Below are 22,503 nucleotides of genomic sequence, written 5' to 3' on the forward strand. Positions count from 1 at the left end.
GGCAGAGGCCGCGGGCGCCGGTCACGCCGGGGGCAGGCCCGCTTTCTGCCGCAGATGCCGCCGCACTACGCTGTAAAAGCGGACGATGCTGGAGACGACCAGGACCCCCAGCGCCAGGGAACCGGCAATACCGAAAGTGTGCAGCCCGGTCTCAAGGAACATGGCGGTGTCCCCGCTGATACAGTACTCCATGGTGTAATAGATGCCGCCCCCGGGCACCAGGGGCAGCAGCCCCACCAGCAGAAAGCCGGTGGCCGGGGCGCGGTGGAGCCGTGCCATGATCTCGGCGTAAATGGAGACCGCCAGCGTGGCAAAAAAATAGCAGAGCAGCTCGGAAGCCGCGGGGGCTGCGGCGATATAGACCAGCCACCCCAGGCTGGCCCCGAGAGGGGCAAACAGCAGCATCCGGCCGCGGATGTTGACCACAAAACAGAAAGCAAAACAGGCGACAAAAGCATAAACGCAGGGCAGAAACAACTCGCTCATGCGATCACCCCCATCAGCGCGCGGCCAAGGCTGAGCGCCACGCCGGTGCCAAGGGCGATGCCCGTGGCCACCAGCAGGGCCTCCACCAGCTTTGTCAGGCCTGCGATCAGGTCGCCCGCGATCACATCCCGCATCACATTGGTCAGCGCCACCCCAGGCACCAGGTTCATGAGTACCCCGATGATGATCTTATCGAGATTCTGCCCCAGCCCCAGCTGGACGCCCATAAAGGCCAGCGCCGCCGCGGTAAAGCTGGCCATGATCGTGGTGAAAAAAGAATTTGCCTCAAAGCGCTGAAACTGATACAGCACTACCCGCACCGCCGCGCCGCAGAGCAGGGAACAGACGGCGTCGGCAAGCCCGCCCCCGAACAGAAGCGTAAAGCCGAAAGCGACCATCGCGAAAGCCGCGGTCTGCTGAAGCACAGAATAGCGCGGCCCGCGCGCGATGCGCGCCAGCTCGCGGCGGATCTTTTCAAAGGAAGGGCGCTCCTGACAGATCTGCCGGCACAGGTTGTTGTAGGCGTCCACCCTGGCAAGGTCGCTTCCGTGGCCGCCCAGCCGCCGGATCTCGGTCAGCGGGTGCCCCTTGTCGTCCTGCACGGAAAGAATGAGCAGCGTGGGGATGGCAAAGACCGCGCCGTGCTCGACCCCATAAGCGCGGAAAATGCGCTGGATCGCTTCTTCCACCCGGTAAATTTCCGCGCCGCTCTCCAGCAGGGCAAACGCGATGTCGGTGCTGGTGTTCAGCAGCTCATCATAGTTCAAAGGCAACGCACCTTTCCTTTCCATGGTCACTCCGCGTCCGCCGGCGGCGCAAAGTCAAAAAGCTGATCCAGGCGTTCTTTTTTGTCGAACAGATAATTGTACTGCAGCGTGCGGTAGTCCTCCAGCAGACCGGTGTAGGGGGAGTCGTCCTCATAGCCGTATTCCACACCATCCTCTCCCCGATAGCCGTTCAGGTTGACGGCGGGGAGCTTGGCAGAGAGGGCGGCGAGATAATCCATGTAAGGGGTGGTCCTGAGGCCCGCCGTGCGCATGAGGAGGGTGGAGAGGTAATTGGCGCTCAGCAGGCCTGCGTCGCCGCCCATCGTGTCGATCTCGTAGTTGGCCCACAGCACAAAGGGCACGGTAAAGCGCTTTTGCATCTCTTCCAGCGTGAGGCCGTCCAAGCTTTTGCCCAGCAGCGCCTCGTAGACGCCGTCCGGCAGGTTGGGCGCATGGTCGCCGAACATCAGGATAATGGTGGGTTCTTCCACCTTGCTGAAATAGTCGATCAGCTGTTCAAAAGCGGTGTCGGTGGCCTTGATAAGCGAGAGGTAGTTATCCGCATATTTGCTGGTGTAGCCGCCGCGGGTCATATGGACGAGCTCGTCGGGGGCGTTGATGAGCTGCGCATAGCCGCCGTGGTTCTGCATCGTCACGTTGAAGAGGAACATCGGCTGGCCTGGGGCCTTGGCTTCAAACAGTTCGATCAGCTTTGCAAAGTCCGACTCGTCGCTCACGCAGTTGCCCGCATAGCTGCCGATCATGCGGGCGCCGGGAAAATCAGAGAGGTCATAAAAGTGCTCAAAGCCCAGCAAAGGGTAGACCTTGTCCCGGCTCCAGCAATAGTCGTAGAACGGATGCACCGCGTCCGCCGTGTAGCCCTGCCCCTTGAGAACCGTGGCAAGCGACGGCGTTTCCCGGTGGATATATTGCTGATAGACCACGCTGCCCGATGGGAAAAAGCCCAGCGTGTTGCCGGTCAGAAATTCAAATTCCGTGTTGCAGGTGCCGCCGCCGAACGTGCTGACCCGCAGCTGGCCGGTAATGGTGTTGGGCTGGCCGGACATACTGCGGATAAAGGGCATGTAGTCCACGTCGGTCTCGAATTCTCCCACCACTGACAGATCGGCAAAGCTCTCATTCATGATGGCGATGATATTGGGTTTCTGGTCCGCTGGTTTTACGGGCTGCGGGCGCTCCGCCTCGTCGATCACCTGCTGCGCCGTCTGCGCGCTGTAGTTTTCAGGCACCTCGATATTCAGATATTTGGTGCTGTAGGCGAGGCTCAAAAGCAGACCGTTGTCATAGAAAGCGAGATTCTGGTTCCAGAGATAGTCCTTGATGCCGATGCTGTTGAGAAACGCCGTGTTGGAAAAGACGGCGCCGAAAACCAGCACCGATACAAGACATGCGCCGCGGGCGATCCAGCGGGGGAGACGGCGCTCGCTGCGCCAGACGGCTTTTCCGGCCAGGAACCAGATGAACAGCATCAGCAGCGTGGCGGTAAAAAAGTAAAACTCAAACGGATAGCGATACCGGCCGGACACCGCCGCCGCCGTTTTGATGTTGTACAGATCCAGCGCGGAGATGGGCGTTCCCCGGAAAGTGCGCACCGCGCTGTTGGCCAGCCCCATGACGTAAAACAGCACGTCCGCAATGCGCAGCGCCACTGTAAAGCGCCCGAACAGCGAGTAGAGCACCCAACAGACAAGCCAGATCAGGAAGATATTGAAAAGCCGCGCGTGAGGAAGCACCTTGAAGATCGTATTGACGTCGAAAGCCTCCATCATGGCGAACATGGGCAGGGCGCTGACCACCGCCAGAAAGACGGACAGGACGCCCTGCGCCGGCCGGGAAAGGTGCAGATCAAACGCGATCAGCAGCCCCGTGGCCGGGACAAGGGCCAGCGACCAAAGGTAATAGGACAGCTGAAATCCCTTTCCGTTGTAAAAAAAGAGATCCCGCGCCAGAATCAAAAAAAGCAGAGCGCCGGCACTGAAGATCAGTGCGAGCGCCCGTTTGAACCGAGATGGGGTGAGGGAGAGGATCCCCCGTTCCTTTACCTGCAATCCGGACAGCTCCTTTATAAAGGAAAAAGGCTTTACAGCCTGCGTTTTCCTTTGATTACGTTACACATTCGTGTAATATACACAAAAAATGCGACATTTTATGTACACAGTTGACAGTATCAGGATACCACATCAGCGCTAAAAAGTAAAGCGGCACCCACAGGAAAAACCAGGGGCGCGGGGCGGTCCTGTCCTGCCGCAAAAAGCGGGGCGCTTGCCGTTTTTGTGATTTTGTGGCAAAATAAAAGAAAAGCACCGGACGCTGCAGACGCGGCGCTCCGCCTTGCGCTTACACCACAAAACAGGAGGGAACCCCTTTGAGAGAATTTCCCAAGATCGACCTTCATCTGCATATCGACGGCTCGGTCCAGCCGGAGACCGCGCTGGAACTGGCGCGGCAGCAGGGGCTGGCGGAGGGCGCGCTTTCCCCCGAGGAGGCTGTGCGAAAAATGGTGATCCAGCCGGGGGGAAACGGCTCGGATTTCAAGGAGTTCGATCTGCCCATCGCCGTGATGCAGACAGCGCCGGCCCTGCGCCGGGTGACCGCCGAGCTGGTCCGCCGCCTGGCGGCGGAGGGGGTGTGGTATGCCGAGCTGCGCTTCGCGCCGCAGTTCCACCTTTGCGGCGGACTTTCCCAGCGCGAGGTCATCCAGGCGGTGCTGGACGGGCAGGCGGAAGGCGAAGCTGATTGTCCCGGCATAGAGACGGGCATTCTGCTCTGCGCCATGGGGACGCTGGACCCGGCGGAGCAAAATCGGGAACAGAATCTGGAGACCGTGCGCCTGGCAAAGGAGTTCATCGACGCGGGGACCGGGGTGGCGGGGATCGACCTGGCCGGTTATGAAGAGCGCCTGGCGGAGTATGCCGACGTGTTTGCGCTGGCAAAGAAGCTTGGGGTGCCGGCCACTTGCCACTCGGAATTTGAAGTGCCCCAGTGCCTGCCGTTCGGCACGCCCCGCATCGGGCACGGGTATCAGGTGGCCCAGCAGGCGGAGCTGCAGCAGGCGGTCAAGGCGCGCGGCGTCACACTGGAGATGTGCCCCATGAGCAGCATCATCTCCTACGACCTGCCGGACGACGGCCGCCATCCGCTCAAGGTCCTCTACGATCAGGGCGTCCGGGTGACCGTGAACACCGACAACCTTGTGGTGCTGGGCACCAGCCTGGAACGGGAATATGAATGCTGCCGGCGCATGGGCTTCAGCGACGCCGATCTCGTGCGGATGAACCTCTACAGCGCCGAGGCCGCTTTTCTGCCGCCGGAGCGGAAAAAGCGCCTCATTGCCCGGGTGAGAGCCTGCCTGGATGAAGTTTGACTGCTTCTGGCTGCACACGCCCCAACGGATGCCCGGCTGAAAAGAGAAAAAAGCGCCGCACAGCCCCGGAGATCTTCCGCAAGGCTGTGCGGCGCTTTTATAGTTTTCTTTTGTTGCCCTGTGAAAAGGGGACAGGCATTCAGCGGCAGGGCAGGGCAGGGCAGGGAGAACCGCAGGCCGCATCTCCGGCCGGGCGCCGCGGCTCAGCGCCTGCGGTAAGTGGAGGGCACAAAAAGCATCAGGATGGGGAAGATCTCCAGCCTGCCGGCAAGCATGTCAAAACTGAGGACGATCTTGGACAGGTCGCTGAACGGGGCATAACTGCCCATCGGGCCGCAGATGCCCAGTGCGGGGCCGATGTTGTTGATACAGGCGGCGACGGCGGTGAGATTCGACACATGGTCGTGCTGATCGCCCGCCAGCAGCAGCACGCTGAGGGCGAAGAGCAGGATATAGGCGGTAAAAAAGCAGTTGATGCTGCCCAGCGTCTGTTTTTCCAGCGGTTTGCCCTCAAATTTGAGGGCACGCACGCTGCGGGGGGACAGCATGGAGCGCAGGCCACGCACCGCGTTTTTGAAAAGGATGGCCACGCGCGAGACCTTGATACCGCCCCCGGTGGAACCCGCCATGGCGCCGACAAACATGATCAGCACCAAAATCGTCTGGGAAAAGACCGGCCATGCGCTGTAGTCCGCCGTGGTGTAGCCGGTGGTGGTGATGATGCTGGAGACCTGGAAAAATGCATAGCGGAAGCTGTGGAGGGGGTCTCCGCCGTACAGGGGCAGGATATTGATCGTGATCAGGCCCACCGAGGCCGCGATGATGCCCAGATACCAGCGCAGCTCCTCGCTTTTGAATACGCTGGCAAAATCGCCCAGCAGCAGGAAATAGTACAGGTTGAAGTTGACGCCGAACAGGATCATGAACACGCCGATGACGCCGTCGATATACGCCGAGCCGTAATGGCCGATACTGGTGGCCTTGATGCCGAAGCCGCCGGTGCCGGCGGTGCCGAACGAGTGCAGGACGCTGTCAAACAGGGGCATGCCGCCAAGCATCAGCAGCACGATCAACAGCACGGTCATGGCAAGGTAGATGCCGTAAAGGATCAGCGCGGTGTGGCGCACCTTGGCCACCAGCTTGCCGCAGGTGGGGCCGGGCACTTCGGCTTTCATGACATAAAGGGTCTGCGCGTCGGACTGCGGCAGGATGGCCAGCACAAAGACCAGCACGCCCATGCCGCCGACCCAGTGGGTAAAGCTGCGCCAGAACAAAATGCCGCGGCTCAGTGACTCCACATCGGTGAGGATGCTCGCGCCGGTGGTGGTAAAGCCCGACACGGTCTCAAAAAAAGCGTCCACGAAGCGGGGGATCTCACCCGACAGGGTAAACGGCAGGGCGCCGAACAGCGACAGCAGCACCCAGGAGATGCCCACGATCAGAAACCCCTCGCGCGCATACATGGCGCGATCTTTGGGTTTGTGAAAAGAGAGCAAAAGCCCGATGATGAGCAGCAGCAGGATGGTGATGGCAAAAGACAGCACGGTATCTTCGCCGTAAAAGACGGCGACCAGCAGCGGCAGCAGCATCAAGCCCGCCTCCGCCTTTAAAAGGTTGCCGGTCAGGTAGAAAACCATGGGATAATTCATATGTCCTTCACGCCTCCGCCAAAGTGTCTTTCAGATCCCGCAGGCCGGGGGCGGTCGTCACGACGATGACAAGGTCGCCGGGCAGCATCACGTCGCTGCCCTGGGGATGGATGAGCTTGCCCGCGCGGATGATGCCGGCGATAAGCGTCCCCTTTTTGAACTGAAGTTCCTGCAGCGTTTTCCCGATAAAGGGCGCACTTTCCCCGACGATGAACTCAAGGGCCTCCATGCGGCCGTCAAGCAGCTTATACAGCGTCTGCACGCTGTTGCCTTTGGAGTTGCGCATGGCGCGCACATACCGCAGGATCAGCTCGCCGGTGACGGCGCGGGGGGAGACGACGCTTTCAATGCCGACGCTGCGCATGATGGAGAACAGATTCGAGCGGTTGACTTTTGTGATCACCTTTTTGACCTTTTTCATGGCGGCGAACATGGAAACGATGATATTTTCTTCGTCAATGCCGGTCAGAGAGACGCAGGCGTCGATAGAGCCGAGCCCCTCCTCAAGCAAAAGCTCCTGATCGGTGCCGTCGCCGTGCAGGATGGTCGCTTTGGGCAGAGCCTCGCTGAGCAGTTCGCAGGTGGCCTCGTCCTGCTCCACGATCTTGACCCGCATCCCCAGATGCAGAAGCTGCGCGGCCAGGTAAAAGGCGATCTTGCCGCCTCCCACGATCAGCACGGACCTTACGCTGTCGCGATAGATGCCGAGGCTTTTGAAAAAAGTGCTGATGTCCGCGTGGGAGGCCGTGACGTTGATATGGTCGCCCGCGTGCAGGACAAATTCGCCCGAGGGGATAAAGACGTCGTCGCCGCGCTGTACGGCGCAGATCAGCACCTGGGCGCCAAATTTTTGCTGCAGCTCATGCAGGGCGACGCCTTCCAGCAGGGTGCCGGGGAAAAGCGTGACCTCGGCCATCTCCAGCCGGCCCTTGGCAAACAGCTCCAGCTTGGTCGCACTGGGGAAGCGCAGCATGCGGCTGATGGCATTGGCGGCCTCCAGTTCGGGGTTGACGGCCATGGAAAGGCCGAGCTCCTTGCGCATAAAATTCAGCTGTTTGAAATAATCCGGGTTGCGCACCCGGGCGATGGCGTGGCGCGCGCCGCTCTTTTTTGCCAGGATGCAGCACAGGATGTTAAATTCGTCAGAGGACGTCAGCGCAATGATCAGGTCAGCTTTGGGGACCCCTGCCTCTTTTTGGATCTCGATGGAAGCGCCGTTTCCGCAGATGCCCAACACGTCGTAGTTGCTCGCCATGTGGTCCACCACGTCAGGGTTGCGGTCCACCACGACCACCTCATGCCCCTCGCGGGAAAGGTATTCCGCCACGGTGCTGCCCACCTTGCCGATGCCGACGATCACGATATTCATATTGCCCTCCAGTTGCAGCCGGCTTTTTGCCTGAGTCATATTTAATGCCGCATTAATCAAATCGACAATTTTCTTAATGCAATTTTAATGCGATTTCATGATACAACTTTGTCATGGGCAATGCAACAGAAAAATAAAAAAGAGAGCTTGTGGCAGCAGGCAGGACTCTGCGGCGAGAAAGGGAAAAGGGAAGAAGAATACCGCAGAGCCGGTCTGCCGCTTTCCCTGGCGGCAGGTATCCCCCGCCAGCAAAGGGGCTTGCCGTGAGAGATGAAATAAACTGAAAACGCATAGCGCCGCGCGCTTTCAGATGGAGCGACCTGCATCAGAACGAGATAAAGCCCTGCACCTCGCAAAATGGTTTTTGTTTGCGGTGCGAAAAGTAAAATAGCTTTACAATGCAAAAACCGCGGGAGACCATTTCCCGCGGTTTTTGATATGCGTATCTGCGGTCTCAGGGCCGGGACGCCGCAAACAGGCGTTTTTAAAGGGCCGGAAAGGCCCGGCTCCGGGCCCGGCGAGGCCCCGCCGATGAGCTTAAACCTCCGAACGCTTGAAAAAATTGCTCGGATGAGAGGCAGCCGGCCCCTCGCCAAAAATGCGCGGGGACGCTCTGCCCGCGCTTTTCTTTGAAAAGCGCCTGCATCCACAGGGGTTCTGGTGATTTGCCGTTTCAGGATGCGTGTGGTCACCGATGCCAGGACATCACGAATTCGCGCTGGTCGGTGGCCTCATCGATCCGTTCTTCCTGCAAAGAAAAACCGTTCTTTTCATAAAAACCGACTGCCCTGGTGTTTTCTGCATAGACACTCAGCTTCAGGTGGGCAAAGCGCTCTTTTGCTGCGTTCAGCAGGGCGGTGCCGTGCCCCTTGCCCTGACAGCTGGGGCCGGCAAAAAGCGCTCCGATCTCACCGGGAGCGGTAAAGCTGAGAAAGCCCTCGATCTCCCCGTCCACATCGGCGAGCAGGGTCACAGCCCCGGGCAGCCAGCGGTGATACACCTCCCGGTAGGCGCGAAGCCAGTATTCCTCAGGAATAAAGGGGTGCGCTTTGATGGTACTGGTCAGCCAAAGCGCCGCGGTCTTTTCCAGGTCCTGCGGCTGGTATTCACGAATCTGCATCGGTAAACTCCTTTACAAAAGCTTTGATCTGTCCGGTATAAGCGCGGAAAGCGCTGGGCAGGCACAGCTCGTCAAAAATACGGTCGGGCGTGGCAAAAGTCAGCCCGGGCGCCTCGCTCTGGACCGGGGCGGCCCAACCGCGCATCCTCCACTCCACATGGGTGAAGATGTGCTTCGCTTTGCCCGCGTCCCGCAGCGGACCAGTGGGGAAGAGCCCCTGCCCGGCCAGATACGACCGCGCCTCATCCTGCGAGAGAAAACCGTCTGTGCCGGGCAGCTCCCATAAGCCGCGAAGCAGGCCGGAAGCAGGCCGCTTTTGCACGGCGACAAGGCCGTCCCTCACCAGCAGAAAAACGGTGCGTTCCTGCATGCGGCGGGCCTTTTTCGGCGCTTTGCGCGGATAACTGCCGGTGGTGCCGCTGCGGTACGCCAGACATTGGTCCTGCAAAGGGCAGGCGCCGCAGCGGGGGGCGCCGTTGGGCAGGCAGACCATGGCGCCCAATTCCATAAGGGCCTGATTGAAATCGCCGGGCCGGGTCCGGGGCAGGACCTGTTCCAGGGCTGCGCCCATGGCCTTTTTCGTCTCCTCCCTGCCGATGTCCTCCGGGCTTTCCAGCACCCGGCTGAGCACCCGCAGCACATTGCCGTCCACCGCCGGCACTGGCAGGCCGAAAGCGATACTGGCGATGGCGCCGGCAGAATACCGGCCGATGCCGGGCAGGGCCAGCAGGGCTTCAAAATCGGCGGGCAGCTGACCGCCGTAGCGGTCGGTTACCACCTGAGCGGCTTTCTGCAGGTTGCGCACCCGGTTATAATATCCCAGCCCCTCCCACAGCTTGAGCAGCTGTTCTTCCGGGGCTGCGGCCAGATCGGCAATGGACGGCAGTTCTGCGATGAAGCGCTCGAAATAGGGTGTCGCCGCCTCCACCCGCGTCTGCTGCAGCATGATCTCGGACAGCCAGACATAATAAGGCTGCGGGTCCGATCGCCAGGGCAAGACCCGGGCTCCCGCATCGTACCAGCGCAGCAGCGGCGCGGGGATGCGGTTCAATGCTTCCAGGTCTTTTTGAAAGTCAGGCATGGGGTCTCCCTTGTCCGCACGGCAAACAGCGGACGTTTTACATTTTTTGCAGAACAAAAACCGTGCCGGGACGGATGCCATTTAAAAGGGGCAGCGCTACGCGCGCCACACCGAGACGCCGTCCTTGAAGGTTTCCAGCACCCGGATGCGCCGCAGCTCTTCTGCCGGCACGGCGCGGGGATCTTCTGAGAGCAGGATCAGGTCGGCCCGTTTGCCGGGGGCGATACTGCCTTTTTCTCCCTCTTCAAAGTACTGGGCCGCCGCGTTGATCGTCACGCCGCGCAGCGCGTCCAGAACGCTGACACGCTCGTTCTGATCCAGGTGGACGCCGCTGCGGGTCAGCCGGTTAACGGCGCAGAACAGCGTATCGATCATATCAGGCGGCAGCACCGGGGTGTCCTGATGAAACGTGTAGGGTACCCCTGCCCGCAGCGCGCTGCCCGCCGGGCTGATGCGGGAGGCGCGCTGCATGCCGAAATTTTCAATGTGGACGTCTCCCCACTGCCAGGTGTGAGCGACGAAAAAAGAAGCGAATATGCCCAGCTCTGCCAGCTGCGGCAGCTGGTCCTCACGCAGCAGCTGGGCGTGGATCATCACGGGCCGGATGCCGCCGCGCCCGGTCTTTTTAACAGCGGCGGCATAAGCGTCCAGCATCTGCTGGGCAGCGGCGTCGCCGTTGCAGTGGACAAGGATCTGGGTGTCGTCCTCCAGCGCAGCGGTCATAAAGGCCTCCACCGCCGCATCGGAGTGGACCGGGTAACCGCGATAGCCATCGTCTGCGCCCAGATAGGGACGGCTCATCCAGGCAGTGCGCCCCTGGGGCGAGCCATCGAGAAAGATCTTATAGCCGCCCAGCTTGAGGCGGCCGCGGTACTGTTTGAGACGGGGCTCATCTGTGGCAAGGTCCCGGCAATGCTGTAGGTCGATATAGCTGACAATGTCCGCCCTGAGGCTGCCCTGTTCCGAGGCGGCCTGCAGCAGCGCCCAGTCGGCGTCCCGGGTCAGACCGTCCTGTATGGTAGTGATGCCGTGGGAGAGATAGACCTCCTCTGCGCGGCAGAGCTGAGAAATGCGCTGCTGCATCGTGGGGCGGGGAGCCAGTGAGCCCAGGGCGGTAAAGGCGGTCTCCTCCAGATAGCCGTTGGGCTCGCGCCCGCCGGGTTCGCGGCCGATCATCCCGCCCTCGGGGTCGGGCGTACCTGCGGTGATCCCCATCGCCCGCAGGGCGGCGCTGTTGGCCACCCCCATGTGCCCGCTTGTGTTGGAGATAAGGATGGGGATATCAGCGCTGACCTGATCCAGCAGCCGGCGTGTGGGATGCTGTTTTTCGCGCAGAAAGTTGTGATCGTAGCCAAAACCGCAGACCCAGCCCCCTGGGGCGGGGAGATCGGCGTCCAGAAACGCGCGCAGCGCGGCGGCGATCTCGTCAAAACTTTGGGCGGCGCTCAGGTCACAGAGGCCCAGGGTGCCGGCCAGGGAGGTGATATGGCTGTGAGGGTCGAGAAAAGCGGGCAGCAAAGCGCGCCCTTCAAGGTCCAGCCGCTGTGCATGCGGGGCAAGGGCACTGCATTTTTCCAGGGAGCCCAGGGCTTCGATACGGCCCTCCCGCACCAGCACGGCCTCCGGGTCGGGGCCTGGCTCCATGGTGAGGATCGGGCCGCCAAAGCAGATGATATCTTCCAAATTCAAAACTTCCTTTCCTGTTTTGCCGGGACGGGATTTTCAGAGCCTTCGCTGCATTTGGTATTTGGCCGCACGGACAAAGCCGTACCGGCGATGCCTTGGCCCGGCTGGGCGATAGGGACAAAACACGCAAAACGGCATTGTATTGACGCAAAGGGACGCCGGGGAAAAGCGGGCTGCCTGACCGCGACCGCGGCGCTCTGCACACAGCCGGCGCGGCCTGTGCCTTGTGCAGAGTTCCAGGCCCCTGAAAATCAAAAGAGGACAGAGGACAAAAGAGGCGGCAGCTCGCACAGCGAGGCGATCACCGGGCTGCCGGTGGCCGCCAGGACCGCAGGGGGCTGATGGCCGCCGCTGAACAGCACACAGGGAGAACCGCAGCCCTGCGCCACCTCAAAATCATGTACGCTGTCGCCGACAAAAAGAACTGACTGAGGGTCCAGGCCGCTCTCCCGCAGAAAAGAGAGCGCCAGCTCCTGTTTGCTGGCGGCGTAGATATCGCCGATGCCCAGCAGCCGGTCAAAACAGGGGCCGATGGGGGTGCGGGCGACCTGCATTTCCAGATGGGCCTGGAGGGAAGCGGAGAGCAATATCTGCCGCAGCCCTGCCTCCTGCAGGGCGTTCAGGACGGCCTGCGCCCCCTCCTGCAAAGAACAGTGTTCCGCCGCCGGGTGATACAGGTCCATATATTGCCGGGCCGCCTCCTCAAAAGGGGTGCGCGCAAAATCAAAGCCCGCGTTGCGATAATATTGGATGATGGGAAAGCAGAACTTTTCCCGGTAGGAGGCAAGATCGGGGATGGGCGGGTAACCGTTTTGTGAGAGCACCCGGTTGATGGTGCGGTAAGAGACGTCCACGTCGTCCAGCAGGGTGCCGTTCCAATCCCAGACCACAGCGGTGAGTTTTGTCAAGCCGAGCTCCTTTCATGCAGGTCAGAACCAGCGGTGTTTTTTGAAGTAATAAATGCACAGGGCCACCACGGACACGCTCAGCAGGAGGACGGCGGGATAGCCCAGGGCCCAGCGGTATTCCGGCATGGAAAAATTCATGCCGTACCAGCCGGCGATCAGGGTCAGGGGAGAGATCACGGCGGTGATGACGGTGAACAGCTTCATGATCTTGTTGAGTTCAATGTCCACCTGGGCCTGATAGGACTCCCGCACCTGGGTGATATAGTCGCGCAGGTTGCCGGTGTGGCGGCCCAGGCGGTCCAGCTTGCCTGAAAAGATCTTAAAATAGCGCAGGGCCTCCCGCCCAAACAGGCCGTTTTCATTTTCCATGATGCCGTCGAGAAGATTGTAGAACTGTTCATAATAGCTTTTGAGGGTGAAAAGCTTGCGGCGCAGGGCCGCGATCTGCCGCGCGCATTCCGGCGTGTGTTCGCCCTCCAGCAGCCGGTCCTCCAGCTGCAGGATCTCCGACTCGATGTCGTCCAGCCGGACGCTGTCCTCCTCCGTGAGGCGCTTGAAGAGAAAATAAAGCACCCGGTCGAAAGCGACTTCATCCGCTTTTTCCGCGTAGGAGGCAAGCGCCCGGCGCATCCTCTCGCTGTCGGAAAAAGCCAGAAGCATCCCCTGCGACAGGTACAACACCACCGGATGGCTGGAAAGAGCGATCTTTTGGCCGTTGAGCACCGAGAGCCGGATCAGGTCAAAACCGTCATGGCTCTCAAATTTTGCCGCCCTGCCGGAAAGCAGCTCGGGCAGAAAAGGCGCGCCGATGCCAAGGCTGTCAAAGACCTGCTGCGCCTGCGCAAGGGGGAACAATCCGAAGCACGGCCCTGTCGGCCGCCCTGTTCCGTCCGGCAGGGGGACAAAGTGCCCCTCTTCAATGCGGTAGATCATTCCGCGGCGTCCCCCCGCTCCTGTGAAAATTCTTCTCTTTCCCGGCAGAGCTCCGCCAGCAGCGCGGCCAGGGTCCAGCCGCGGTTGTGCGCGGTGACCACCGCCTTGAGCGCGCCTGCCGCAAGACCCCGGGCGCGCAATCCATCCAGCAGCCGGTCCAGCGCCGCGTCGGAAAAAGCGTAAAAGATCAATGCCTTTTCCTCAGGCGTCTGTTCTGGCGGCGCGCCGGTGGGCGGGTGACCGGGCAGGCCGAGCAGGGCGCCCAGCGTTTCGCCGGATGCAGCCCGCCCAGCCAAGCGGACAGTGGCGCGCTCACTGCGGAACAGCTGTTCCAGTTCCGCGCGCTCCGGGGCGTTTTCATAGCCGTAAAGCAGGACAGTGCCTGACTGGATGCGTGCTTTCAATCCTCTCACGATCCTTTCGATGCTTTTTGAGAACAGGGCGGATAAAAAAGCGAAAATTTAGGGTACATGGCGGCCTTATCCTCAAGAGGAAGCCTGCAGACCACGGTGCCGCCGGGACAAGGCCCTGCAGGGGGAGACAGGGCGGCCCGAAAGGGACGACCCGCGGGACAGCGCCGCGGGTCCGGCGTTTTCTCCTGTGGCTTTCCCTGACCTTTTGCGGCTGTGCGCCCTCTGAAGATCGCGGCGCCAAAGCTGCCGGCGGACTCGTTTTATTCTTCCGACGGCTGTAAAGATCATACCTTTTGTTTAACAGGCGGCGGGCGAAAGCCTTTTTGACTTTGTTTTAAAGACCCTTTTTGCTCTTCACCAGCAGGCACACCGTCTCCACATGACGCGTGTGGGGAAACATGTCGACGGGCTGGATACGGCGCGCTGCATAGCCTTGATGGGCAAGATATTCAAGATCGCGCGCCTGCGTTTCGGGGTTGCAGGAGATATAGACGGCTTTTGGAGGGGCCAGGCGCGTCAGCGCCTCCAGAAAGGTCCGGCTGGCCCCCTCCCGCGGGGGATCGAAAAAGACGAGGTCCGCTTTTTCTCCGTCCTCGGCCATCCGCGTCATCAATTCTCCGGCGTCCCCGCAGAGGAAGTCAGCGTTTTTGATCTCGTTTCTGCGGGCGTTGCGCTGGGCGCTGCGGACGGCTTCGCTGTTGAGCTCTACCCCCAGCACGGCCTTTGCCCGGCCCGCCGCAGCCAGGGCGATGGTGCCGATGCCGCAATAGGCGTCGATGACGCGCTCCGCCCCGGTGAGACCGGCAAAATCAAGGGCGGCGGCATACAGCTTTTCTGTCTGCAGCGGGTTGACCTGATAAAAGGCGCGCGCCGCAATGGAAAAGCGCAGGCCGCAGAGTTCGTCCTCGATAAATCCCTTGCCGTACAGCACCTTTTCGGCGCTGCCGAGCACGGCGCTGGTGCGGCGCGGGTTGATGTTCTGCACGATCGTTGTGACATCCGGACAGGCTGCGCGCAGAGAACGGACAAAATCCCGGCTGCCGGGAAAAAAGGGGGAGGGCGTGACGACAGTCACCGAGACTTCGCCCGTGTGCACCCCGCGGCGCACCACAAAATGGCGCAGCACGCCGGTGCCGCGGTCCTCATCAAACGCGCTGAGCCGGCATCGGACCGCCGCCGCGCGCGCGGCTTCCACCACCTCGTTGATGCGGCTGTCCTGCAAAAGACAGTCCCGCACGGGCACGACCCGGTGAGTGCGGGACTCATAGATCCCACAGACCGGCTTGCCCCCCGGGCCGGGCGCAACGGTGGCGATGGCCTTGTTGCGGTAGTGGAACGGGGTTTCCATGCCCAGGATGGGAGCAGGTTTGCAGAAAGGAGCGAGAAAACGGTCTGACAGTTCCTGTTTTTGCCGCAGCTGTTCCTCATAGGGAAGCGCCAGAAGCGGACATCCGCCGCAGCGCTGTTTTTTTGCGGGGCAATCGGGCGTTTTTGTCATTTGTCAGTCCCCCGCAGAGCATTTGGCCGCGTCGATGGCCAGCGCGATCATCAGCACCAGCAGCGCGTTTTGCGGGTCGGGAAACTCCAATACATAGGTGTCGGTGAGATGAAGCAGCTCTTTGGAAAGATGCGCGACAGCTTCGCCCGCGGCGTCTGTGATCTGGTATTCCCACGAAAAAATATCGCCCTCCACCCGCCAGCCGTTACAGTCCAGCTGAAAGGCGGGCTTGAAGAATGTGAATTCCTTGCGGATCTCACCGAGACACTGTCCGCCGGCATAGATGCGAAAACGGGGCAAAAAGGTGAGGATCTCCTCTTTGACCGTGCCCACATACTGCCCGGAGGCGTCCAGAATATCCAGACAATGCCCAAAGGAGAGCTTGCCCTCCACCGTATACACGACATTTCCGCTTTCATCGTAGATGTCATAGCTGTCCAGCCAGGAAAAGAAACGCTGCTTAAAAAGAAGTCTCATAAAAAATCCTTTCTGATGTCTGAGAACGGCGCTCAAAAACGGGCCCTGCCGTCCGCAGACGGCGCGCCGCACTCTCTTAGAGATAATCCCGGATATCGACGCAGGCCTTGATCTCCCGGCGCGTCACATACCCGTGCATGCGGTCGAACTCCTTGAGCGTCATGCGGTAAAGGCCCGCAAGGGTGGCGATATTGAGATGGGGGTCTCCAAAGTGATAAGAGGTCCTGGCGAGCTGCTGCTGCAGGATGCCCTCCAGCTCTTTCTGGTCCTGCTCGGTAACCCCGCGCGCTTTCAGTTCGTCGGAGAAAGAGACGGAATAGATCTTTTTATACTCTTCCATGCCCTGTATGGTCCAGAAAGTATCATAAAAGGGGACTGCATACGCGTGCAGCCAGTCCCACATGATCTCGGGGTCTGCAGTATTGGGATTGTCCAGATGACACCGTTTGCACAGCAGAACGAGATTAGAGGCAGTGTCAGCCCCGCCCAGAGAGTCCGGCACGATGTGGCAGCGCTCCAGACTGCGCTGACAGCCGCAGCGCCAGCAGCGCTCCTGCGCCTCGCTGAAATCGATGCTCAGCCCTGCCTCCGACACGTGATCCGCCCAGTAGGCGACGATCTGTTCTCTTGTGGTTTTGATCTTCTTTCTGTTCGGCATAGAGACGATCCTCCCAACCTGATCTAAAAGCTTCCTGCCGTTTTGGGATGCAAAGACGGCGTCCGGGCGTCCGCAGCTTCTCCGCGCGGCGGCCGGCGGGAGCTTGTGCCGCACACCGCCGTGCCCGCTGCGGTGTTTTCAGCCGCGGGATGGGTCACTTTTCCAGCAGGGCTACGCATTCCACATGTTTGGTGCGGGGGAACATGTCCACAGGGCGCAGCGCCCGCAGGCAATATCCGCCCGCGGCCAAAATCTTTGCATCCCGCGCGGCGGTCGCGGCGTTGCAGCTCACCATGACGATGCGGCCCGGCGCCATTGCGAGCACGGCTTCCAGCGTTTTGGCGTCGCAGCCCCTGCGCGGCGGGTCCAATACCACCAGCGTGGGGCGCAGCCCCTCCGCCGCCAGCCGCGCGGCGGCCTCGCCGGCGTCTGCGCAGAAAAAGCGCGCGTTGTCCGCCCCCATTTTCTGTGCAGCCAGCTTTGCGCTCTCCACCGCGGCGGGCACGACCTCCACGCCCACCAGCTGTCCCACTTCCCGCACCATGGACAGGCCGATGGTGCCGGTGCCGCAATACAGATCGAGCAGCAGGTCGCCGGGGCCCGGCGCAGCCAGCTGTTTTGCCTCCTCGTAGAGCTGTTCGGCGCCCAGCGTATTCACCTGATAGAAAGAAGCGGGGGAGAGCGTTACCGGCACGCCGCAGAGCACGTCTTCCAGCACGCCGCTGCCGAACAGGACGCGGGTCTGCGGCCCCAGGATGACATTGGTGTTTTTGGTATTCACGTTCAGGGCCACGGTCCTGATCTCCGGCAGGCGCCGGGTCAGCCGCTGCACCAGTTCTTTTTCATGGGGCAGACGGCGGCCGTTCGCCACGATGCACACCAGAATACCGCCGTCCCGGGCGCGGCGCAGATAAAGATGACGCAGCAGGCCGGTGCGCTGCAGCTCGTCATATACGGGAATGGCATACTCCGTAAACAGGGCACAGAGAAAAGCAGCGGTCTCGCCCAGGGCCTGCGGCTGCAGGCGGCAATCCGCGCAGGGGATCACCCGGTGGCTGCGCGGCGCAAAAAAGCCGGCAAAGATCCGCCCCTGCGCGTCGGCCCCCAGCGGGTACTGCGCCTTGTTGCGATAGCGCTCCTCCTGCGGGGATGGCAGACAGGGCGCGGCGGAAAAAGAAAAGCCGCCGATACGGCGAAACGCATCCTCCACAAACGCGGTCTTTGCCGCAAGCTCCGCCGGATAGCTGATATGGCGGAGAGCGCAGCCGCCGCAGCGGCCAAACACAGGGCAGTCCGGCTCGGCCCGGCCCGGCCCCGGTGAGAGCAGCTGATGCAGGATGCCGAAAGCAAAACTTTTTTGTACCTTGACGATCTTCACAAGAGCGCGGTCTCCCGGCGCGGTAAAAGGCACAAAAACCGCCATGCCGTCGGCCCGGCCCACCCCGTTGCCGTCGCTGGAAAGGGCGGTGATCTCCAGCTCTATGATCTCATTCTTGGTCATCCGGCCCCTCCTGTAAAGCGGCCTGTGCCGCAGAAGATGCCCCGCTCTGCGGGAGCGGGGCTGAGTTGACAAAAAAGCCGACCAGCGCCGCGTGCGCGTCGTCCAGCCGCGCTCCGGTGCCGTCGGTCGGGTCCCGGCCCTCTGCGGCGTTCAGCGCAAAAGAGACGGCAAGCCCGGCCGCCGCTTTCTGGTCAAAGGCGACGGAGGCCAGTACGGCACCGGAATCGAGAAGCGGGTCCAAATCTTCATCGCTGCCAAAACAGGCGACCGGCACGCCGGGAGCAGCTTGGGCAGCAGCCCGGGCCAGCGCCGGGTTTGCCGCAAGGATCAGCTCTGTCTGCGGCAGCTGAGAAAGCTGCGCCAGGATCTGATTTGCCGCGTTTTTCTCCAGTTCGGACGAAATGGCCAGCGCGGGTAAAAATTCACTGTATATGCCCCGGTTTTCAAAGATGCGCAGAGCGGCTCCGGCGCGTGCGTCCTGTGCGGCGCCAGTGGTCACCGTCAGCACCTGTACCTGTTTATCGCCGTTTTTGTCGGGGATCCGGCCTTGAAGATAGGCTTCAAACAGCGTTTCTCCCAGCAGCTCGCCCTGTTTGGCCGGGCTGCCGCCCACATACCAGCATTTATCGTAACTGCGCATCTCCTCATCCGGGGGACGCTCCCCGCAAAAGATGACGGGCAGGCCCATGGAGCGGGCGCTTTCAAGATAAGCTGCGGCGTCCGTCGGCCGGGCAAGGCACACGATGAATACAGTGACCTGCTGCTCCTGTGCAAGGGAAGCAAGGCTGTCCGCGCCGTTGCCGCCCGAGACTGCTTCCAGACCGGCGTCCGAGGCGGCCTGCAAAACCGCGTTTTGGGGCAGGTCGGGGGCTTCGCCCTGCGGCGGCGCGCCCAGCACGGCCAGTTTGGGGGCGCCCAGGATGCGCAGGTCTTGGGGCAGCGTACAGCCGGTCAAAGTGCCAAACAGGGTAAAAGCGGCAAGCAGCGCCGCAAATTTCTTTTTCATAGGCGATCAAGAGCCGCGGCCGCAGCGGGCTTACGGCTGGCTGCCCTCCTTGCTGGAGAGGTATTTGCTGGGCGGCACGCCCTTGCTTTTTTTAAAGACGCGAGAAAAATAGAACTGGTCGAAAAAGCCCACGGAGGTGGCGATCTCCGCAATGGAAAGATTGCCGCATTTGAGCAGATAACACGCCTCGTTGATGCGGTAATTGGTCAGATAATCAATGGGGGATTCGCCGATGTTGCTCATAAAAACGCGGTAGAGGTGGCTGCGCGAGACGCCCACCGCCTTGGCGATGTCGTCGATGGTGATCTCGTGGGAATAGTTGAACTGGATGAATTTGACCGCGCTGGTCACGTAGACGCTGCTGGTGGACTGCGCCCTGCTCTCGGGTCGATCGTTTTCTTTCATCAGTTCCGCAAGAAAAATATAGAGATAGCCCACCATCAGGGCCTCGCTGTAATTTTCCGGCCCGCGGGAAAGGAAGATGTTGAACAGCGCTTTTTTGATTTTTTCCGGGTTTTTGCAGGTGTGCACCGGGGCGTCGGCCCCAAAGGGGAGCTGCAGCACAAGCCGGTTGGCGTTGGAGCCGTTGAACCCGACCCAGTAGTATTCCCACGGGTCTTCCTGGTCCGCCGTGTAGGTGATCAGCTGCGAGGGCTTGGCCAAAAAAACGTCTCCGCTTTTCACCTCATGGGTGACGCCGCTCACGACGTAGGTGCCCCTGCCGCTTGCCACATAGTGGATCAGGTAATGGTCGCGCACGCCGGGCCCCCACGAATACCCCTTTTCACAGCTCTGCAGGCCGCAGTTGTAGATGGAAAGTTCGATGTTGTTGGTCTGGGTCTGCTTGAAGCTCTGCTTGTACACGTTCGGCAAGACAGCCTCCTCCTCCCGCAAGATTCATACAAAATTTATTGTAGCAGAAGAATCAACAAAAGTCCATGTGCTATCACAAAAAAGTCGGTTTACGGCTTTGGGGCGGTTTGCTATAATGAAAGAATAAACAGGGCCGCGCGCGCCGCTTCGCCGCACGCGGCGGGGCAAACGACTGTCGGCGGAGCAGAGCAAAACGAGGTGAGCCTGAAATGATGAAGACGCAAGAGCTGATCGGCAGTATTGAGAACGGCGCTTATGACGCCGCGTTCCGTGCCCTTTACTGTGCGGACGAAGCGGGGGTGGCCCGCCAGAGGGCGCGCTATGCGGCTGCCGTGCGGCGTTTTGAAACGCTTTACGGCGCAGACCGGGAGGTGGAGCTTTACTCGGCGCCGGGACGCACCGAGATCGGCGGCAACCACACCGACCACAACAACGGCGTGGTCATGGCTGCGGCAGTGAACCTGGACATCATCGCGGTGGTCTCCCGCAACGATTCCACCATTGTCCGGGTCAAATCCCACGGCTTTCGCGACGCGGACGTGGTGGACGTCAGCGACGACAAAGTGAACGAGCGCGAGTTTGGGCGCAGCAGTGCGCTGATCCGCGGCGTGGCGGCGCGCATCCGCCAGCTGGGGGGCCAGGTGGCGGGTTTTGACGCATACACCACCAGCGATGTGCTGCGGGGCAGCGGCCTGTCGTCTTCGGCTGCGTTCGAGGTGGTCATCGGGACAGTTTTTAACGGGGAGTTCAATCAGTTCCGTTTTACGCCGGTAGAGGTGGCGCAGATCAGCCAGTATGCGGAAAACGTGTATTTCGGCAAGCCGAGCGGGCTGATGGACCAGACTGCCAGCAGCGTGGGCAGCGCCATCACCATCGACTTTAAAGACCCCGGGCACCCCGTGGTGGAAGAAGTCGCTTTTGACCTTGCAAAATATGGCCTGTCCCTGTGCATCACCGACACCAAGGGCAGCCATGCCAATCTCACCGACGATTATGCCGCGATCCGCGCCGAGATGGAACAGGTCGCAGCCCTCTTCGGCAAAAAGGTGCTGCGGGAGGTGGACGAAGAGGACTTCTACGCCTCCATCCCGATGGTGCGGGAGCAGGCGGGCGACCGCGCAGTGCTGCGCGCCATCCACTTCTTCGCCGACACCCGCCGCGCCGGGCAGCTGCGGGACGCGGTCCGCGCCGGGGATATCGAGCGGTTCAAAGCGCTGATCATCGACGGCGGGAACTCCTCTTTTGAATACAACCAGAACGCTTACAGCATCCGCCACCCGCGCGAGCAGGGGGTGGCCGTAGGCGTGGCCCTCAGCCAGCATATCCTGGCGGGGCAGGGCGCCTGGCGGCTGCAGGGCGGCGGCTTTGCGGGCACCATCCAGGCATTTGTGCCGGCTGCAAAGCTGGAGCAGTACATCGCCGCGATGGAATCGGCGTTCGGCAAGGGCAGCTGCTATGTCCTCAGCGTGCGCAACTACGGTGCGGTGCGGGTGGATAAAAGTCTGTAAAGTGAAACACATTTACAGACTTTGCGCGGGCTTTGGAACAGTGGATCACCGGGCCATCGGCTGTTCGTTGCGGGTCCCCGCACCGGCCCTGCAGCACGGACGGCCGGCTTTATCGGCGCCGGAACAAAAATTACCAAACTGTAAAAATTGAGAACAGCCGCGTTTTTGTCGAAAAAACGCGGCTGTTTATGTTATACTAGACCACAGTATATTCCTGAACCATGCACTTTCCGGCGCCGCGGGCAGCGGCGCTGCCGGGGTCTTTGCATGGGCGCAAAGACGTATATATTTTTAAATCAAGGGAAGCTTTGCCTGTAGGGAAAAGACGGCGCCTGCCGTTTCAACAGAGAAAGGGGGAGGGAAGCATGAAAAAACGTGTTTTGGCTGTGATCGCTGCGGTCTGTCTGCTTTTTACCGGCTGCAGCGGGCTGACGGAGTCCCTGCAGCGCTTTCGCAATGACCGGCTTCCAGACGCCCCCCTCGCGGATCTGCCCTATGTGGACCCCGGTATCAAGACCGTTTTTGAGCCGCAGGTAATGCAGTTTTACTTTGATCAGCTGACTTCCCCGCAGGAACGGCAGCTCTACCGCGCCTACCTGCAGTTCCTCATCGACGGAGAGGAGGAGTCGGTCTACGTCAAGGGAGCATTCACCCAGGAACAGGTGGCCCGGGCGCTTTATGCGATGCAGTGCGACTATCCCCAGTTTTTGACCCGCAGCTGGGGCTACAACTGCACCTATTATTCCACCAGCACCGGCAGCGGCCTGGGGGTAGAGCTCTCGCCGGTAGAGGAACAGGGCGCTTCCGACGGCTGCCAGGAGGAACTGTATCAAAAACTGTCGGATCTTCTCGCCCGGGCCGCAGACTGCGCGGACGCGTGGGAGCGCCAGCTGCTGCTGTATGAGCTGCTGATCAGCGGCACGGACTACGACACCGCCGCATCGGATACGGCGCCGCTGGCCCCGGGGGAGGAACTGCCCCTGCGCGCGCGGCTGGCCCACACCGCCTACGGTGCGCTGGTGCAGCGGCAGGCGGTCTGCGACGGCTATGCATATGCCTTTCAGCTGCTGTGCAGCTATGCGGGCATCCCGGCGGCCACGGTGACAGGGATGTCGCAGCGGGACGAGGGCCTGGAGCAGGACAGTTATGTCGAAAATCACGCCTGGAACCTGATCGCGTATGGGG

Annotated in this window: 20 protein-coding genes; 3 read left to right on the forward strand and 17 right to left on the reverse strand. The window is 61.0% G+C overall.

Annotated features, from left to right (window positions below):
* Positions 1–21 precede the first annotated feature (21 nt).
* From H8S23_RS12070 to H8S23_RS12080, 3 genes are read right to left on the reverse strand one after another with little or no spacing between them, the layout of a single operon-like run.
* Positions 22–486: a threonine/serine exporter family protein gene (locus H8S23_RS12070; RefSeq protein WP_186888584.1), complete on the reverse strand. Its 465-nt coding sequence runs from the start codon at positions 484–486 to the stop codon at positions 22–24.
* A complete protein-coding gene (locus H8S23_RS12075) occupies positions 483–1,253 on the reverse strand; it encodes a threonine/serine exporter family protein (RefSeq protein WP_186888585.1) in 771 nt (256 codons plus the stop codon). The genes H8S23_RS12070 and H8S23_RS12075 overlap by 4 nt, the downstream gene beginning before the upstream one ends.
* 26 nt (positions 1,254–1,279) lie before the next feature.
* Complete coding sequence (locus H8S23_RS12080; RefSeq protein ID WP_186888586.1) at positions 1,280–3,322, reverse strand: LTA synthase family protein; 2,043 nt, start codon at positions 3,320–3,322, stop codon at positions 1,280–1,282.
* A 317-nt stretch (positions 3,323–3,639) separates the two neighbouring features.
* Here H8S23_RS12080 and H8S23_RS12085 point away from each other — a divergent pair, with 317 nt between their 5' ends.
* Complete coding sequence (locus H8S23_RS12085) at positions 3,640–4,638, forward strand: adenosine deaminase family protein (RefSeq protein WP_186888587.1); 999 nt, start codon at positions 3,640–3,642, stop codon at positions 4,636–4,638.
* A gap of 203 nt (positions 4,639–4,841) precedes the next feature.
* Here H8S23_RS12085 and H8S23_RS12090 read toward each other — a convergent pair whose 3' ends face one another.
* The 14 genes from H8S23_RS12090 to H8S23_RS12155 form a co-directional block, all read right to left on the reverse strand.
* Positions 4,842–6,287, reverse strand: a complete 1,446-nt coding sequence (locus H8S23_RS12090) for a TrkH family potassium uptake protein (protein ID WP_186888588.1) — start codon at positions 6,285–6,287, stop codon at positions 4,842–4,844.
* 7 nt (positions 6,288–6,294) lie between these two features.
* Positions 6,295–7,695, reverse strand: coding sequence for a Trk system potassium transporter TrkA (gene trkA / locus H8S23_RS12095; protein ID WP_186888589.1), 1,401 nt, complete (start codon positions 7,693–7,695; stop codon positions 6,295–6,297).
* 649 nt (positions 7,696–8,344) lie between these two features.
* On the reverse strand, positions 8,345–8,776 hold the full coding sequence (locus H8S23_RS12100; protein WP_186888590.1) for an N-acetyltransferase: 432 nt from the start codon (positions 8,774–8,776) through the stop codon (positions 8,345–8,347).
* Positions 8,763–9,857 carry an A/G-specific adenine glycosylase gene (mutY, locus tag H8S23_RS12105; RefSeq protein WP_186888591.1) on the reverse strand — a complete coding sequence of 365 codons (1,095 nt, stop codon included), beginning with the start codon at positions 9,855–9,857 and terminating at the stop codon, positions 8,763–8,765. Before mutY ends, H8S23_RS12100 begins: the two co-directional genes overlap by 14 nt.
* 96 nt (positions 9,858–9,953) lie before the next feature.
* Positions 9,954–11,540 carry an amidohydrolase gene (locus H8S23_RS12110; protein WP_186888592.1) on the reverse strand — a complete coding sequence of 529 codons (1,587 nt, stop codon included), beginning with the start codon at positions 11,538–11,540 and terminating at the stop codon, positions 9,954–9,956.
* Between the two features lie 254 nt (positions 11,541–11,794).
* A complete protein-coding gene (locus tag H8S23_RS12115; RefSeq protein WP_186888593.1) occupies positions 11,795–12,451 on the reverse strand; it encodes an HAD family hydrolase in 657 nt (218 codons plus the stop codon).
* A 21-nt stretch (positions 12,452–12,472) separates the two neighbouring features.
* Entirely contained in the window at positions 12,473–13,384 is a 912-nt protein-coding gene (locus tag H8S23_RS12120; protein WP_186888594.1) for a magnesium transporter CorA family protein, read from the reverse strand.
* Entirely contained in the window at positions 13,381–13,788 is a 408-nt protein-coding gene (locus H8S23_RS12125; protein WP_186888595.1) for a DUF3783 domain-containing protein, read from the reverse strand. Before H8S23_RS12125 ends, H8S23_RS12120 begins: the two co-directional genes overlap by 4 nt.
* 343 nt (positions 13,789–14,131) lie before the next feature.
* A complete protein-coding gene (gene rlmD, locus H8S23_RS12130) occupies positions 14,132–15,295 on the reverse strand; it encodes a 23S rRNA (uracil(1939)-C(5))-methyltransferase RlmD (RefSeq protein WP_186888596.1) in 1,164 nt (387 codons plus the stop codon).
* Positions 15,296–15,298: 3 nt separating this feature from the next.
* Positions 15,299–15,772, reverse strand: a complete 474-nt coding sequence (locus H8S23_RS12135) for an LURP-one-related/scramblase family protein (protein ID WP_186888597.1) — start codon at positions 15,770–15,772, stop codon at positions 15,299–15,301.
* A gap of 76 nt (positions 15,773–15,848) precedes the next feature.
* A complete protein-coding gene (locus H8S23_RS12140) occupies positions 15,849–16,430 on the reverse strand; it encodes an HNH endonuclease (protein ID WP_186888598.1) in 582 nt (193 codons plus the stop codon).
* A gap of 154 nt (positions 16,431–16,584) precedes the next feature.
* Positions 16,585–17,931: a 23S rRNA (uracil(1939)-C(5))-methyltransferase RlmD gene (gene rlmD / locus H8S23_RS12145; protein WP_186888599.1), complete on the reverse strand. Its 1,347-nt coding sequence runs from the start codon at positions 17,929–17,931 to the stop codon at positions 16,585–16,587.
* The gene (locus tag H8S23_RS12150) at positions 17,918–18,937 is read right to left on the reverse strand and encodes a substrate-binding domain-containing protein (RefSeq protein WP_186888600.1); all 1,020 of its coding nucleotides are present in this window, start codon (positions 18,935–18,937) and stop codon (positions 17,918–17,920) included. Before H8S23_RS12150 ends, rlmD (H8S23_RS12145) begins: the two co-directional genes overlap by 14 nt.
* 30 nt (positions 18,938–18,967) lie before the next feature.
* Entirely contained in the window at positions 18,968–19,801 is an 834-nt protein-coding gene (locus tag H8S23_RS12155; RefSeq protein ID WP_341479923.1) for an AraC family transcriptional regulator, read from the reverse strand.
* A 218-nt stretch (positions 19,802–20,019) separates the two neighbouring features.
* Here H8S23_RS12155 and H8S23_RS12160 point away from each other — a divergent pair, with 218 nt between their 5' ends.
* Both H8S23_RS12160 and H8S23_RS12165 read left to right on the forward strand, forming a co-directional pair.
* Positions 20,020–21,318 carry a galactokinase gene (locus H8S23_RS12160; RefSeq protein WP_186888602.1) on the forward strand — a complete coding sequence of 433 codons (1,299 nt, stop codon included), beginning with the start codon at positions 20,020–20,022 and terminating at the stop codon, positions 21,316–21,318.
* Between the two features lie 365 nt (positions 21,319–21,683).
* Positions 21,684–22,503: transglutaminase domain-containing protein (locus tag H8S23_RS12165; RefSeq protein ID WP_279289085.1), on the forward strand; the 820-nt coding region annotated here is incomplete at its 3' end.

Origin of the sequence: Anaerofilum hominis, assembly GCF_014287275.1 — a bacterium.
Lineage (GTDB): Bacteria > Bacillota > Clostridia > Oscillospirales > Ruminococcaceae > Pygmaiobacter > Pygmaiobacter hominis.

Bases quoted from the DNA above. Each gene is read 5' to 3' on its own strand.
- H8S23_RS12070 (WP_186888584.1), bottom strand. From the start codon at position 486: ATGAGCGAGTTGTTTCTGCCCTGCGTTTATGCTTTTGTCGCCTGTTTT.
- H8S23_RS12150 (WP_186888600.1), bottom strand. From the start codon at position 18,937: ATGAAAAAGAAATTTGCGGCGCTGCTTGCCGCTTTTACCCTGTTTGGC.
- H8S23_RS12160 (WP_186888602.1), top strand. From the start codon at position 20,020: ATGATGAAGACGCAAGAGCTGATCGGCAGTATTGAGAACGGCGCTTAT.
- rlmD (WP_186888599.1), bottom strand. From the start codon at position 17,931: ATGACCAAGAATGAGATCATAGAGCTGGAGATCACCGCCCTTTCCAGC.
- mutY (WP_186888591.1), bottom strand. From the start codon at position 9,857: ATGCCTGACTTTCAAAAAGACCTGGAAGCATTGAACCGCATCCCCGCG.
- rlmD (WP_186888596.1), bottom strand. From the start codon at position 15,295: ATGACAAAAACGCCCGATTGCCCCGCAAAAAAACAGCGCTGCGGCGGA.
- H8S23_RS12135 (WP_186888597.1), bottom strand. From the start codon at position 15,772: ATGAGACTTCTTTTTAAGCAGCGTTTCTTTTCCTGGCTGGACAGCTAT.
- trkA (WP_186888589.1), bottom strand. From the start codon at position 7,695: ATGACTCAGGCAAAAAGCCGGCTGCAACTGGAGGGCAATATGAATATC.
- H8S23_RS12090 (WP_186888588.1), bottom strand. From the start codon at position 6,287: ATGAATTATCCCATGGTTTTCTACCTGACCGGCAACCTTTTAAAGGCG.
- H8S23_RS12120 (WP_186888594.1), bottom strand. From the start codon at position 13,384: ATGATCTACCGCATTGAAGAGGGGCACTTTGTCCCCCTGCCGGACGGA.
- H8S23_RS12140 (WP_186888598.1), bottom strand. From the start codon at position 16,430: ATGCCGAACAGAAAGAAGATCAAAACCACAAGAGAACAGATCGTCGCC.
- H8S23_RS12100 (WP_186888590.1), bottom strand. From the start codon at position 8,776: ATGCAGATTCGTGAATACCAGCCGCAGGACCTGGAAAAGACCGCGGCG.